General features: G+C 65.7%; 12 protein-coding genes. 3 read left to right on the forward strand and 9 right to left on the reverse strand.

From position 1 onward, the window contains the following. Positions 1–20: 20 nt before the first annotated feature. The gene (mfd, locus tag AC3G88_RS11640; protein ID WP_488893404.1) at positions 21–3,473 is read right to left on the reverse strand and encodes a transcription-repair coupling factor; all 3,453 of its coding nucleotides are present in this window, start codon (positions 3,471–3,473) and stop codon (positions 21–23) included. Between the two features lie 188 nt (positions 3,474–3,661). Here mfd and ispD point away from each other — a divergent pair, with 188 nt between their 5' ends. Both ispD and ispF read left to right on the forward strand, forming a co-directional pair. Beyond that, on the forward strand, positions 3,662–4,396 hold the full coding sequence (gene ispD / locus AC3G88_RS11645; protein ID WP_488772894.1) for a 2-C-methyl-D-erythritol 4-phosphate cytidylyltransferase: 735 nt from the start codon (positions 3,662–3,664) through the stop codon (positions 4,394–4,396). Positions 4,397–4,418: 22 nt separating this feature from the next. Continuing rightward, on the forward strand, positions 4,419–4,925 hold the full coding sequence (ispF, locus tag AC3G88_RS11650) for a 2-C-methyl-D-erythritol 2,4-cyclodiphosphate synthase (RefSeq protein ID WP_488772895.1): 507 nt from the start codon (positions 4,419–4,421) through the stop codon (positions 4,923–4,925). A 13-nt stretch (positions 4,926–4,938) separates the two neighbouring features. Here ispF and AC3G88_RS11655 read toward each other — a convergent pair whose 3' ends face one another. From AC3G88_RS11655 to ompR, 6 genes are all read right to left on the reverse strand, one after another. Next, entirely contained in the window at positions 4,939–5,520 is a 582-nt protein-coding gene (locus AC3G88_RS11655; RefSeq protein ID WP_400393110.1) for a GNAT family N-acetyltransferase, read from the reverse strand. 239 nt (positions 5,521–5,759) lie between these two features. Beyond that, complete coding sequence (locus AC3G88_RS11660) at positions 5,760–6,281, reverse strand: carboxymuconolactone decarboxylase family protein (RefSeq protein WP_400397382.1); 522 nt, start codon at positions 6,279–6,281, stop codon at positions 5,760–5,762. Positions 6,282–6,402: 121 nt separating this feature from the next. Continuing rightward, positions 6,403–6,951 (reverse strand): peroxiredoxin, encoded by a 549-nt coding sequence (locus AC3G88_RS11665; RefSeq protein WP_153948133.1) that lies wholly within the window; start codon positions 6,949–6,951, stop codon positions 6,403–6,405. Positions 6,952–7,270: 319 nt separating this feature from the next. Next, positions 7,271–8,563 (reverse strand): MFS transporter, encoded by a 1,293-nt coding sequence (locus AC3G88_RS11670; protein WP_488772896.1) that lies wholly within the window; start codon positions 8,561–8,563, stop codon positions 7,271–7,273. A gap of 274 nt (positions 8,564–8,837) precedes the next feature. After that, complete coding sequence (locus AC3G88_RS11675; RefSeq protein WP_249640879.1) at positions 8,838–10,187, reverse strand: ATP-binding protein; 1,350 nt, start codon at positions 10,185–10,187, stop codon at positions 8,838–8,840. A gap of 23 nt (positions 10,188–10,210) precedes the next feature. After that, a complete protein-coding gene (ompR, locus tag AC3G88_RS11680; RefSeq protein WP_010810107.1) occupies positions 10,211–10,933 on the reverse strand; it encodes an osmolarity response regulator transcription factor OmpR in 723 nt (240 codons plus the stop codon). A 283-nt stretch (positions 10,934–11,216) separates the two neighbouring features. Between ompR and AC3G88_RS11685 the strand changes: the two genes are divergently transcribed. Then, positions 11,217–11,588 carry a hypothetical protein gene (locus AC3G88_RS11685; RefSeq protein WP_488893405.1) on the forward strand — a complete coding sequence of 124 codons (372 nt, stop codon included), beginning with the start codon at positions 11,217–11,219 and terminating at the stop codon, positions 11,586–11,588. Here the strand turns inward: AC3G88_RS11685 and AC3G88_RS11690 are convergent, their stop codons facing one another. Together AC3G88_RS11690 and hpnD are read right to left on the reverse strand one after the other, a co-directional pair. After that, complete coding sequence (locus AC3G88_RS11690; RefSeq protein WP_488772898.1) at positions 11,589–12,851, reverse strand: Zn-dependent hydrolase; 1,263 nt, start codon at positions 12,849–12,851, stop codon at positions 11,589–11,591. Positions 12,852–12,944: 93 nt separating this feature from the next. Continuing rightward, positions 12,945–13,775 (reverse strand): presqualene diphosphate synthase HpnD, encoded by an 831-nt coding sequence (hpnD, locus tag AC3G88_RS11695; RefSeq protein WP_488772899.1) that lies wholly within the window; start codon positions 13,773–13,775, stop codon positions 12,945–12,947. Between the last annotated feature and the right edge of the window lie 414 nt (positions 13,776–14,189).

The following is a 14,189-nucleotide window of genomic DNA, read 5'->3' on the forward strand; positions in this document are numbered from 1 at the left end:
TCCTACACCTGTCGGCGCGGTCAGGCCAGTTGGCGCAGGGTGTGCTTGATGGTCTGCGCCCGAGCGCCCACGTCGGGCATCTTGGCCTCGATGCGCAGCTTGTCCTGTCCGGCCAGCTTGATGTGCTTGTTCTTTTGCACGAGGTCGATGATGCGGATGGCGTCGATTGGGGGATTCGGCACGAACTGCATGCTCACCGTAGCCTCGCCGGCGTCGATCTTGCGCACGCCCAGCGGCGCGGCGGCAATGCGCAGCCGGTGCGTTTCGATCAGTGCCTGCGCCTGGGCGGGCAGCCGGCCGAAGCGGTCGATCAACTCCTCCTGGATGTCGTCCACGCGCTCGCCGGTTTCACAGTTGGCCAGCCGCTTGTAGAGCGACAGACGCTCGTGCACGTCGGCACAGTAGTCGTTCGGCAGCAGCGCAGGCGTGCCGAGGTTGATCTCGGTGGTGGCCGCCAGCGGGGCCATCAGGTCAGGCTCCTTGCCGGCCTTGAGCGACTTCACGGCCGCGTTGAGCATGTCGGTGTAAAGCTGGAAGCCGATTTCGTGGATCTCGCCCGACTGCTTGTCGCCAAGCACCTCGCCGGCGCCGCGGATTTCGAGGTCGTGCATGGCCAGGTAGAAGCCCGCGCCCAGTTCCTCCATCTGCTGGATGGCTTCCAGCCGGCGCTGCGCCTGCTTGGTCAGGCCGTCCTCGTCATGCACCAGCAGGTAGGCATAGGCCTGGTGGTGGCTGCGGCCCACGCGGCCGCGCAGCTGGTGCAGCTGGGCCAGGCCGAAGCGGTCGGCGCGATGAATCAGGATCGTGTTGGCCGTGGGCACGTCGATGCCGGTTTCGATGATCGTCGTGCAGAGCAGGATATTGTCGCGGCGGGCCACAAAGTCGCGCATCACGCGTTCCAGCTCGCGCTCGTGCATCTGTCCGTGCGCCACGGCGATGCGGGCCTCGGGGACCAGTTCGGCCAGCCTGGCGCGCTTGTTCTCGATCGTCTCGACTTCGTTGTGCAGGAAGTAGACCTGGCCGCCGCGCTTGAGCTCGCGCAGGATGGCCTCGCGGATCACGCCGTCTTCCTCGCGGCGCACGAAGGTCTTGATGGCCAGCCGCTTCTGCGGCGCGGTCGCGATGACCGAGAAGTCGCGCAGGCCTTCCAGCGCCATGCCCAGCGTACGCGGGATCGGCGTGGCGGTCAGCGTCAGCACGTCCACCTCGGCGCGCAGCGTCTTCAGCGCCTCCTTCTGGCGCACGCCAAAGCGGTGTTCCTCGTCGATGATGACCAGCCCCAGGCGCTGGAACTTCACCTCGTCGGACAGCAGTTTGTGGGTGCCGATGACGATGTCTACCGTGCCGTCGTTGATCTGCTTGATCGCGGCGTCCACTTCCTTTTTGGTCTTGAAGCGCGACAGCTCCACGATGCGCACGGGCCACTCGGCAAAGCGGTCGGACAGCGTCTGGAAGTGCTGCTCGGCCAGCAGCGTGGTGGGCGCCAGCATGGCCACCTGCTTGCCGCCCAGCACGGCCACGAACGCGGCCCGCAGCGCCACCTCGGTCTTGCCGAAGCCCACGTCGCCGCAGACCAGGCGGTCCATCGGCTTGCCCGATGTCATGTCGGCGATCACGGCTGAAATGGCGGCGGCCTGGTCGGGCGTTTCCTCGAAGCCGAAGCTCTCCGCGAAGGTCTCGTAGTCCTTGGGCTGCAGCGGGAAGGCAAAGCCCTGGCGCAGCGCACGGCGTGCGTACAGGTTCAGCAGTTCGGCGGCCGTGTCGCGGATCTGCTGCGCGGCGCGGCGCTTGGCCTTGTCCCACTGGCCGGTGCCCAGCGAGTGCAGCGGGGCGGTGTCCGGATCGGCGCCCGAATAGCGCGAGATCACGTGCAACTGGTGCACGGGCACGTACAGCTTGCTAGCCTTGTCGTAGTCCAGATGCAGGAATTCCTCGTCGCCCTGGCCCATGTCCAGCGTGACCAGTCCCTGATAGCGGCCGATGCCGTGCTCGCTGTGCACCACGGGGTCGCCGATCTTGAGCTCCGCCAGGTCGCGCACCATCGAATCGACGGTGCTGGCCTGCTCCTGCTTGCGGCGCCCGGTGCGGCGCGCGGTGCCGGCATAGAGTTCGTTCTCGGTAACGAACGCGAATGGCGCGGCGGGCAGGGCAAAGCCGCTCTGCAGGGGCGCCACCACGATCGAGAAATGCGAATCGCCGGCCAGGAAGGCCGCAAAGTCCTCGACCACCATCGGACGCAGGCCGCTTTCGGCAAACAGCTGCATCAGCGTTTCGCGGCGGCCGGCCGAGTCGGCGCACATCAGCACGCGCGTGGCCTTGTTCAGCAGCAGTGCTTCCAGGTTGACCAGCGGATCTTCGGCGCGGCGGTTGACCGACACATCGGGCAGGCTGGCCGAGAACGCCGGCGCGTCGGCTGCCACGGCCTCGCGCTGCAGCACCAGCCGGGCCAGCGGCTTGGCCCCGATGAAGAACTGCTCTTCGGACAGGAACAGGTCCGCGGGCGGCAGCAACGGGCGCTCGCGGTCGTGGCGCATGAAGGTGTAACGCTGCGTGGTGTCGGCCCAGAAGCGGCGGATGGCTTCATCGACCTGGCCCGCGAAGGCCAGTTGCGTGCCGGCGGGCAGGTAGTCGAACAGCGTGGCGCTTTGCTCGAAGAACAGCGGCAGGTAGTACTCGATGCCCGCGGACGGTACGCCGTTGCCGATGTCCTTGTAGATCGGGGATTTGGTCGGGTCGCCCTCGAACACCTCGCGCCAGCGGCCGCGGAAGGCGGTGCGGGCGGCGTCGTCCAGCGGAAACTCGCGGCCCGGCAGCAGGCGCACTTCCTTGACCGGATACAGGCTGCGCTGCGAATCGGGATCGAACGCGCGGATGGTCTCGATCTCGTCGCCGAACAGGTCGATCCGGTACGGCAGGGCCGAGCCCATCGGGTACAGGTCGATCAGCCCGCCGCGCACGCTGTATTCGCCCGGTCGCATGACCGCACTGACGTGCTCGTAGCCGGCCAGCGTGAACTGCGCCTTGAGCGCGGCTTCGTCGAGCTTTTCGCCCTGCTTGAAGAAGAATGTGTAGGCGGCCAGGAACGAGGGCGGCGCCAGCCGGTAGAGCGCGGTCGACGCGGGGACGATCATCACGTCGCACTGGCCGCCCTGGATGTCGTGCAGCGTGGCCAGGCGCTCCGACACCAGGTCCTGGTGCGGCGAGAAGCTGTCGTAGGGCAGCGTTTCCCAGTCGGGCAGCAGCCTTACGCGCAGTTCGGGGGCGAACCATGGGATTTCCTCGGCCAGCCGCTGCGCGTCCATGGCATTGGCGCAGACCACGGCCACCATCGGCACGCTGGCGCGGTGCTGGCGTGCATAGGCGGCCACCGCCAGGGCGTCGGCGGACCCGGTCAGGCCGGTCAGGGTATGGCGCATGCCAGCCTTGACCAGCGGCAGGGTGGCGAAAGGAAATGCGGTAGCGTTGTCAGGCATTGGCAGCATCGGGCGCAAAAACGGCGACACCCCGCCGGCACATGCGAAAGGCATGCCACGGGCAGGGGTTGTCTGTCATGCCAGCCGGGCCATGCCAGGATTCATGGCGGCGGGCGAGGGCCGTATTATAGAATGCGCTCCGGCCGGCCCGCTGGCCGTGCCAAATATTCCAAGGCCCTCAGAAACCTGTGTCCGATCGTCGATTCGCCCTGATTCCCTGTGCCGGTACCGGCAGCCGTGCCGGCGGCGCCGTGCAGAAGCAATACCAGACCGTGGCCGGCCGGCCGATGCTCTGGTACGCCCTGGCGGCGTTTTCCGCCAGCGAAGTCATCAGCGCCACGGCGCTGGTGCTGGCGCCCGACGACATGCCGCTGGAGTCACGGTTCGGCGCCCAAGCCTTTGCGGGCCTGCGCTTCGACACCGCGTTCGTGGGCGGCGATTCGCGCCATGCGTCGGTGCTGGCCGGCCTGCATCATCTGGCCACGCTGGGTGCAACCGATACCGACTGGGTGCTGGTCCACGACGCCGCGCGCCCCGGGCTGACCAGTGCGATGATCGATACGCTGGTGCGGGCGGTGGAATCCGACGATTCGGCCAGCGAGCCGATCGGCGGCATCCTGGCCGTGCCGGTGCCCGACACCCTGAAGCGTGCCGATGCCAGCGCGCGCATCGGCGGCACCGTGCCGCGCGAGGGCCTGTGGCAGGCGCAAACACCACAGATGTTCCGCATCGGCGTACTGCGCCATGCGCTGGAAGACGCCATGGCCGCCGGTGCCGTGGTCACCGATGAAGCCAGCGCCATCGAGCGCCTGGGCCTGCATCCGCGGCTGGTCAACGGCTCGCTGCGCAATTTCAAGGTGACCTACCCCGAGGACTTTGCGCTGGCCGACGTGCTGCTGCGCACGGGCCAGCCGGCGTCGTGACCCACTTTTGCAAGGAGTCGTTTTGAATCCGTTCGATTTTCGCGTAGGGCAGGGCTATGACGTGCACGCCCTGGTGCCGGGCCGCAAGCTGATTCTCGGTGGCGTCGATATTCCGCACGACCGTGGCCTGCTGGGCCACTCCGATGCCGATGCGCTGCTGCACGCCGTGACCGACGCGCTGTTTGGCGCGGCTGCGCTGGGCGACATCGGCCGCCATTTTCCGGACACCGATCCGGACTTCAAGGGCGCCGACAGCCGCGTGCTGTTGCGCGAGGCCGCGCGCCGCGTGCGGGCCGCCGGGTTCGAGATCGGCAATGTCGATGCCACGGTCATCGCGCAGAAGCCCAAGCTGGCGCCGCATATCGCCGGCATGGTGGCCAACCTGGCCGCAGACCTGGGCCTGCCCGTCACGCATTGCAACGTGAAGGCCAAGACCAACGAGAAGCTCGGCTTCGAAGGCAAGGAAGAGGGCATCGTCGCGCAGGCGGCGGTGCTGATCTACCGCCGCACGGTCGACGTGCAGGACTGATTGCGCGACCGGCTCAGGGGGCTGGCGGCGATGGTGCGGCCGGTTCCTCGGCCGTGATCGGATATACGTAATCGATTAGCCGCGCCATGGCCCCATGGCGCGATCCGGCCTCCGTCCGCTTCTGGAAGCCCATCTGCTCGCACAGTTTGATGGCCGAATCCATCTCGGGCATGGTGCGGCAGATCAGGGCCTGGGCGCCAATGTCGCGGGCGCGCTGGATGCAGATCTGCATCAGCCGCTTGCCCAGCCCGAGCCCGCGCGCCTGCGGGCTGACCGACAGCAGCCGCGCTTCGGGCTGCGTCAGCGTGATCGTGGAGTCGTCCAGCGCCGTCAACGTGGCGCCCGGATGGCAGAACAGCACCGCACCGCTGATGCCGTGGTCGGTCTCGGCGACCCACCATTCCATGTCGGGATTGTCCTTGGCAGCCATCACGGCCTTCATGCCGCGCTGGAACGACGCGCGGCAATCTTCCATGATTTCGAGCTCATATTGCCCGTAGGCCTGCTGCGTGACCGCGGCGATATCGCCCCAGTCATGGACCGCGGCCAGCCGGAAGCGGAAGCGCGGCGAATTGGGTGAAGGCAAGGTGCTCATGGCAACAGCGAAGTTCGTGACCTTTCGTCGATTGTAGGCCGCGCCATGCACAAATGCACCGGTTCGATTGGCTGTAAGGGATGTCGGACAATACCCCGATTGACGATTGCGCAAGCGCATCAATGCACACGGGCGGACACCTTTCAGTGCCCGCCCGTGTGGGTGCCTGGCGTTGCCTCACGGGCGACGCCGCCCGCGATGAACGCCCGATTGGCGCGCTTCGGTCGCGATCTGGCGTCTTATTCCGCGACGATCACATTGGCGGCGGCGCCGATCACGGCGGCGATGCGGCCGACGTCACGCAACTGCTGGGCGCTCATGCCCTGTTCGGTCTTCAGCAGCTGGTAGTGCGACTTCACGCAGAAGTGGCACTTGCCGATGATCGAGGCGGCCAGTGCGTACATCTCGAAGCGGCGCTTGTCCACACCACCATGGGTAGCGTAGGCGTTCATGCGCAGGCCGGCAGGCTGGCTGGCCAGGTCCGGATCTTCGGCCATCTCGACGTACGGATACCAGATGTTGTTCATGCCCATCAGCGCGGCGGCGGTCTGCGCGGCGTTGACTTCCTCGGGCGACAGCACGTTGGCGTTGCGAATCACGTCGACAATCAGCTTGCTCTTGGCCGCGAACGCCGCTGCCAGCGCCACCCCGACTGCATCGTTGCCTTCCAGCGACGAACGCGCGATGGTGCCATCCACATTCAGGCGGATGTCCTTGGCGTAATCGGGGATTGCATTCTTAATCGTGCTGAGGAATTCCATTTATTTCTCCTATCGACAAGGGCTCAAAAAACCCGCACATAGCGGGTTTCGACATGAAAGGGCGCCAGGCCCTTCCATGCGATGTGCCGGGTCACGCAAGGTGCCTGGCGGGCAGGGCCAATTACAGCGTGGCGCCGCCGACAGCACGGTTGCACGGGCACAGTTCGTCCGTTTGCAGACCGTCCAGAATACGCAGGACTTCTTCCGGGTTGCGGCCGACGTTGAGGTTGTTCACCGAAACGTGCTGGATCACATTGTCCGGATCGACGATGAACGTCGCGCGCAGGGCCACGCCAGCGGCCTTGTCACGCACGCCCAGCTGGTCGACCAGCGAGCCGGTCACATCGGCGAATTGCCACTGGTTCAGCTTGTTCAGATCCTTGTGTTCGCGGCGCCATGCCAGCTTCACGAATTCGTTGTCGGTCGAGCCGCCCAGCACGATCGCGTCACGATCGGCGAAGTCGTTGTTCAGCTTGGCGAATGCCACGATTTCGGTCGGGCACACGAACGTGAAGTCCTTCGGGTAGAAGTAAATGACCTTCCACTTGCCTTCGAACGACTTTTCGGTGATGTCTTCGAAAGCCGACTGGCCATTCTCTTCGTGGTTGTTGAAACCCGGCTTGACACCAACGATGCTGAAGGCTTCGAGCTTGTCACCAACGGTCTTCATTGACTTCTCCTAGATACGGTTGAACAGATTGAGGCTTGCAATCTACGATTCGGTTCCCGCGGCAGCCGGGATGTCAATCGTATTTGCACGAAAGCTCCGAGTATGCGCATTCGGGCGCACCAAGGCCAATTGGTTTTCTTAAACGGGCCGATAGGCAGCGTCTCGCGCTGCGCAAAACGCGCCACAAGTATGCCATGAGCGCCAAATGGTGACGGCTGTCCGGAAAGCAAGCGCGCCGCCATCACATAACTGCCACGCGAACGTGTCAGGCACATGAAGGCGGCGCGAGCCGCACGCGTGCGGCAGGCAGGCCGGAGGCTCAGGCGGCGTGCAGCGCCGCGTGCTCGCGCCGGGCGCGGAAGATGACCAGCGTGGCCACCAGGCCGCAAGCCGCGGCAAACATCAGCCACAGGCCGGGAGCTGCCTTGTTGCCGGTGCTGTGAATCAGGTACGTCGAGATCGCCGGCGTGAAGCCGCCGAACAGCGCCGTGGCCAGGCTGTAGGCCAGCGAGAAGCCGGCGGTACGCACGGCGGGCGGCATGACCTCGGTCAAGGTGACGACCATGGCGCCGTTATAGCTGCCATACAGGAACGACAGCCACAGTTCCACCATCAGCAAGCGCTCGAAAGACGGCGCCGCCACCAGCCACGACACCGCGGGGTAGGCCGTGACCAGCGTGGCGATCGTGAAGAACACCAGCAGCGGCTTGCGGCCGATGCGGTCGGACAGGGCGCCCATCAGCGGCAGCCAGATGAAGTTCGACAGGCCCACGCACATCGTGACGATCAGGTTGTCCACGTCGTCGAGCTTGAGCACGGTCTTGCCGAACGTCGGCGTGTACGCGGTGATCATGTAGAACGACACCGTGGTCATGACCACCATCAGGCAGCCGGCGATGATGATGCGCCAGTTGTCGAGCATCGAACGGTAGATCTCGTTGATTGACGGACGATGCTTGCGCGTGCGGAATTCCTCGGTTTCTTCCAGCGAGCGGCGGATCAGGAACAGGAACGGCACGATCAGGCAGCCGATCAGGAACGGCACGCGCCAGCCCCAGCTGTCCATCTGCGCGGGCGCCAGCGTGGCGTGCAGGATCACGCCGAGCAGGCCGGCGAAGATCACGGCCACCTGCTGGCTGGCCGACTGCCAGGCCACGTAGAAGCCCTTCTGGCCGGGCTTGGCGATCTCGGACAGGTACACCGACACGCCGCCCAGTTCCACGCCGGCAGAGAAACCCTGCAGCAGGCGCCCGAACAACACCAGCAGCGGGGCGGCCACGCCGATCGATGCATAGCCCGGCACCAGCGCGATCAGCAGCGTGCCCAGCGCCATCAGCGCCAGCGTGATGATCAGGCCCTTGCGGCGGCCGTGATGATCGATGTAGGCGCCCAGCACGATCGCGCCAAGCGGTCGCATCAGGAAGCCGGCGCCGAACGTGGCCAGCGACAGCATCAGCGATGCAAACTCATCGCCGGCAGGGAAGAACGTACGCGCGATGGCGGCGGCGTAGAAGCCGTACACCATGAAATCGTACATTTCGAGGAAGTTTCCGCTGACGACGCGGAACACGGTCCGGAAACCGTGCTGGGGGGTGGAGCTGGAGCTTGACATGGCTGTCTCTCGGTCGCCGTACGTGGGGTCGTGCGGCATGTTGTCGATTGTTGTCAGCCATGGCGAAAAAGGGGTGCTGCGGCAGGCGGCGCCATGACTTCGGATGCCGTTGTATGCATCGGCCTGTCGATGGCCTGAAGTGTGCGCAATGACGCTGTCATTCCCCTGTCAGCAACCTTTCAAAACCATATCAAATGCTGAAGAAAACCTGTCAATGCGCCGCATGCGGGACATGCGGGCACGCACGTGGGGCGCGACGGGGGGAAACGGCGGGTCAGGCGCGCCTGAATCGCGCGCTGACCACGAGCCCGGTTTTCGGGGCGGGGCGGTTGGCCAGGATCAGGCGGCCGCCGTTGCGCTGCAGGATACGGTTGACGATCGACATGCCCAGGCCGGCGCCCTTGGCTTCGCTGCGCGCGCTGTCGAGCCGGTAGAACGGCCGGGTCAGCAGCGACAGCTGCTCGTTGGGCACGCCGGGCCCGCTGTCGGCCACCACCAGCACGGCTTCCTTGTCCTCCACGCGCGTGGAGATTTCCACCTCGGCCATGCCCGATTCCTCGTCCTTGGCATAGCGGCGCGCGTTCTCGACGAGGTTGTCCAGGATGCGCTGGATCTCCATGCGGTTGGCCACGGCCATGACCGGGCCATTGGCCCGCACGTGCACGCGCACGTCGTCGTGCGCGGCATAGACGCCAACGGATTCCTGCACCAGCGTGGACAGGTCCACCGGCTCCACCACTTCCTGGCCCGGCCGGGCGTAGTTCAGGAACTGGCCGATGATGGCATCCATCTGTTCGATGTCGGCAATCATGGCGTCGCGCGTGGTGGTGTCCACGGGCGACATCTCGGTTTCCAGCCGCAGACGGGTGAGCGGGGTACGCAGGTCGTGCGAGATACCGGCCAGCATGACCACGCGGTCGTCGTCGAGCTGGCGCAGGTCGCGCACCATCTGGTTGAAACTGCGGTTGGCCTGGGCCACTTCGCTGGCGCCCTGTTCGCGCAGCGGCGGCGCTTCGCCCCCAGAGCCGATCAGTCGCGCGGCATTGGCCAGCCGCTTGAGCGGGTAGTTCACGCGCGCCGTGATGAAGGCGGCACCGATGATCGACAGCAGCAGCGCGGCAATACTCCACCAGAGCCACTGGATACCGGGCACGCGTTCGAAACGCTCGGGGCTGATCGCCACCCAGTAGTCGTCGCCTTCGATCTCGAAGCTGACCCACACGCCCGGAATATCGTTGACCGTGGTGGCCAGCACGGTGTCTTCGCCCAGGCGGCTGCGGATTTCCTGCTGGACGAGCTGGGTCAGGAACGGGTTGGCCTTGGGCGCGGCAAAGTCGTCGTCCTTTTCGCGCGGATAGACCTTGATGCCCTCGTTCTGGACGAGGTCGAGCAGCAGGAACCGGCGCCGGGCCGGGTCCGAGTAGAGCAGGGCTGCGCGGGTGAGCTTGACCACGCTGACCACCTGCATGGCGATCTGCTGGGCGCGCGGCGCGCGTTCGAAGAGCCGATAGCTCTGGAACCAGATACCCAGCGAGATCGCCAGCAAAAGGGCGATCAGCATGAAGGTTCGCCAGAATAGCGAACCGAAGAACCGCGTTGCGGTACGGCCGAGGGCGGTCGCCACGATGAGGCTGCGGTCGACCGGACTTACTTCACGCCATCGGGGATGAAGACGTAACCCAGGCCCCAGACCGTCTGGATGAAGCGCGGGTTGCTCGGGTCAGGTTCGATGAGCTTGCGCAGACGCGAAATCTGCACGTCCAGGCTGCGGTCGAACACCTCGTATTCGCGGCCGCGCGCCATTTCCATCAGCTTTTCGCGGGACAGCGGCTGGCGCGGGTGGCGGGCAAAAACCTTGAGCACCGAGAATTCGCCCGTGGTGAGCGTGATTTCCTCGTCGTTCTTGGTCAGCGTACGCGTGGCCAGGTTCAGCACGAAATCGCCGAACGCAAACGTTTCAGGCGTTTCGGACGGCGCGCCCGGTACTTCGGCGGGCCCCTTGCGACGCAGCACGGCGTGAATCCGCGCAATCAGCTCGCGCGGATTGAACGGCTTGGGCAGATAATCGTCGGCGCCCATTTCCAGGCCGACGATGCGGTCGACGTCCTCGCCCTTGGCGGTGAGCATGATGATCGGGGTCTGGTCGTTGGCGCCGCGCAGGCGGCGGCAGATGGAAAGCCCGTCTTCGCCGGGCATCATCAGGTCCAGCACCAGCAGATCGAAACGCTCGCGCAGCCAGAGCTTGTTCATGGCCGTGGCGTTTTCCGCCACGAGAACCGTGAAGCCCTGCTCGCCAAGGTAGCGGCGCAGCAGGTCGCGCAGGCGCGGGTCGTCATCCACGACGAGAATCTTGTGGCTGGTATTTTCCATGGCGGTATCTTAGCGACTATCGCTTTCGCTCAAAATGGCTTAACAAAACGTTACATACTTTACCCCGTGGTATGGCGGCATGCACCTTTTGTGCATTTACACTCCGCAAACCGTTTTCCCAGGGACGCTTTTCACCTGGGAACTGAACGGTCACCACGGGCATCGTACTGTTCCGGCCGTGACACAGGCATTCGCCTTGCTGTCGTCGGGGCGATGCCGGTGCGCTGCCCCCGGGGATCCTGAAGATCGATCCGGAAGCCACGGTCGAAACCGCCATTATCCAATGAAAGTGAAGCATAACCGGCACGGGCAAACCCTGCGTCGCACAATTTGCGCGCGAGTGGTCTGTCTGGCCGGCCTGACCCTGCTGATCGCCGCGGCGCCTGGCCCGGCATTCGCCCAGTCGGCGGGCATGGCGCATTTGCTTCATCCCAAGGGCCAGCCGCCGGGCGGGCCCGGCAGCAGCCCGGCGGCACCCGAACGCAACCGTCAGCAACCGCGCCGCAATGATCGTGCCGAGACCGAGCGCGACATGGCCGAGCGTGCCGCGCGTCAGGGGCAGCGCGGCGGCAGCCAGCGCCTGTCGCCCGACGAACGCAAGACGCTGCGCAAGAATCTTTACGACATCGGCAAGGAAATGTACCAGGGCGGCTGATCAGCCCGCCGTCCGGAAGTGCCGCAGGAAGTCCACGAATACCTCGGCGGCCTGCTGGGCGTCTTCCACCGTGATCGTTTCCGCCGGATTGTGGCTGATCCCGCCATTGCCGCAGCGCACGAACAGCATTGCCACATCGGTGATCCGCTGCATCATCATCGCGTCGTGCCCGGCCCCTGAAGGCAGCTCGAACGCCTCCAGCCCACGCTTTCTCAGCACCGCCGCGAACTGGTCCATCAGCCAGCGCGCGCACGGCGCGTTGTTGACCGGCGTGACCCGTTCCACGGCGACCTGGAGCGATCGCCGGGCCGCTATGGTCTCGATGCCTGCCACGATATCGGCGATGGCCGCTTCGCGGATGCCGTCCTCGCCCGCGCGGATGTCCATCGAAAATACGCATGCGGCAGGAATCACGTTGCTCGATCCGTTGGGCACCTGCAGCTGGCCCACCGTGCCGACGAGCGTCGGCACCTGGCCGCAGCGCTGCTCCACCAGCAAGATCATTTCCGCTGCGCCGGCGGCCGCGTCGCGTCGCATATCCATTGGCGTGGTGCCGGCATGGCTGGCCAGGCCCTCCACACGCACCTGGAAGCGGCTGCTACCGGCGATCTGCGTCACGATGCCCAGCGGCAGGCCGCGATTGAGCAGCACCGGGCCCTGTTCGATATGGACTTCGACAAAGCCGGCCAGCGTGGCGGGATCGACCGCCGCGGCGCGCAGCGCGTCCAGGCTGCCTGCGCCCGGGAAGCCCGCCTGCGCCAAGGCATCGCGCATCGACACGCCATCGGTGTCCACACGGTCCAGCAACGCCGGATCGAAGCGGTTCGCCAGCACGCTGCTGGCCAGGAAGCTGGTCTTGAAGCGCAGGCCTTCTTCTTCGGCAAAAGCCACGACCTCGAAGTGGTAGGGCAGGCGGATGCCCGCGTCGCGCAGCGCGCCCACCACGGCGATGGGCAGCAGGATGCCCAGCCGCCCGTCGTAGCGTCCGCCGTTGCGTACCGTGTCGAAGTGCGACCCGGTCATCAGCACCGTGGGGTTCGGCTCGGCCGGGTCGGCGGCATAGCGGCCGATCACGTTGCCGATGGCGTCAATGCGCACGGCCATGCCGGCATCTTCCATCCAGCGCGCCAGCAGCGCCTGCGCCTGGGTATGGGCGGGCGTCAGATAGGCGCAGGTCAGGCCGCCTTCCATATCGGAATGCCGGGCCAGGGCGTCGGCGCGATCAAGAATCAGCTGGCCAAGAGAGGGCGTGGCAGGGGTCATGGCATCGATACTCTGAAACAACTGGCCGCCAGGGACTGACGGCAAGGGACGGCGAAGGCAGCGGAAGGAGTCAACGCGGCAAGGCGCCCGCGCTCAGCCATTCCTGAGCCAGGTCTTCCACGCCAGCCACAGCTTGCGCATGGGCGTCAGCGCAATGCGCTGGGTCAGCACCTGGAAATCGCTGGCTTCGATCTCGTCAAGCAAGGCATGGTGGATGGCCGCCAGCGCCAGCGCCGCGCGCTGGGCCCGGCGGTCGGCGCGGGGCAGCAGCGCCAGCGCTTCCTGGTACAGCGTGCGGGCCAGCGCGGCCTGTTCGCGCATCAGGGACACAAACTGCGGGGAATGGCGCGACTGCATGATGTCGGCCACCGGCACCTCGAATCGCTGCAGGGTATCCACGGGAATGTAGACGCGGCCCTGACGGGCGTCGTGGCCCACCTCGCGCACGATGCGGATGCGCATCTGCGACAGCCCGAGCTTTTCGGCCGACTCCAGCGTACGTTCATCGGTAAAGCCCAGCAGCCGTGCCGACAGCTTGCCGAGCGTACCGCCCACCAGCCTGCAGTACCGGCCGAGCGCGCCCTCGTCGAAATAGCGCGACTGGGCGAGGTCCATCTCGGTGCCGTCGAGCACCTGGGTCATCTCTGCCTGGGGCAGGCTGGCCAGGTAGGGCAGCAGCGCGTGGCTGACGGGATGATTCGGGCTGCCTTCGTACAGGCGGCGCAGTTCGGCGCGCCACCAGTCCAGCCGCTGCAGGGCCACGCCGGCATCATGGTTCTCGTGAACGATGGCATCGAGCTCCAGGCGCCAGGCTTGCAGGGCCGTCAGCGCGCGGCGGCGTTCGGGGGGCAGGAGCAGGCTGCTGTAATGGAAGCTGGAGCCGCTTTTCGCGGCCTTGTCCTGGCAATACTGATCGGGCGTCACGCCAATCTCTTTCTGGTGGGGCGGCGGGGGCGGCGCCAAAGCGGCGAATTGTAACATTGGCCACCTGGAGCGGCCTCCGCGATTGTGTGATGAAAAAGGCCCTTATTGCGTGCGGCGCCGGGAACGTGGCGTTTTGTCGCGGAATACAGCCGTTCGTCATCCGGCGTTTGACGCACTCATGGCCGCTCGCTATATTACTGACCGCAAAGTTATTAACGCCCCATGGCCGATTTCCGAAGTTCCGGGAGTCGACCGGAACGGCGGCAACGCGCCCGACCCGAGGCGCCAGCGAGACACCATCCGGCCACAAGGCCGCGCAGTACCGCTGCCGGATTCAGCCCGAGTTTCAGCCGGTTTTTGCTGCACCCCAGCTTCATCCTTTTCCACCGACTCAAAGACGCTTGTCCATGCCAG

The sequence above is a fragment of the Cupriavidus sp. 86D6 genome (genome assembly GCF_057815095.1).

Excerpts from the sequence above, each read along its gene's own strand:
- mfd (WP_488893404.1), bottom strand. The coding sequence starts at position 3,473 with ATGCCTGACAACGCTACCGCATTTCCTTTCGCCACCCTGCCGCTGGTC.
- AC3G88_RS11655 (WP_400393110.1), bottom strand. The coding sequence starts at position 5,520 with ATGAGCACCTTGCCTTCACCCAATTCGCCGCGCTTCCGCTTCCGGCTG.
- AC3G88_RS11660 (WP_400397382.1), bottom strand. The coding sequence starts at position 6,281 with ATGGAATTCCTCAGCACGATTAAGAATGCAATCCCCGATTACGCCAAG.
- AC3G88_RS11665 (WP_153948133.1), bottom strand. The coding sequence starts at position 6,951 with ATGAAGACCGTTGGTGACAAGCTCGAAGCCTTCAGCATCGTTGGTGTC.
- AC3G88_RS11670 (WP_488772896.1), bottom strand. The coding sequence starts at position 8,563 with ATGTCAAGCTCCAGCTCCACCCCCCAGCACGGTTTCCGGACCGTGTTC.
- ompR (WP_010810107.1), bottom strand. The coding sequence starts at position 10,933 with ATGGAAAATACCAGCCACAAGATTCTCGTCGTGGATGACGACCCGCGC.
- AC3G88_RS11685 (WP_488893405.1), top strand. The coding sequence starts at position 11,217 with ATGAAAGTGAAGCATAACCGGCACGGGCAAACCCTGCGTCGCACAATT.
- AC3G88_RS11690 (WP_488772898.1), bottom strand. The coding sequence starts at position 12,851 with ATGACCCCTGCCACGCCCTCTCTTGGCCAGCTGATTCTTGATCGCGCC.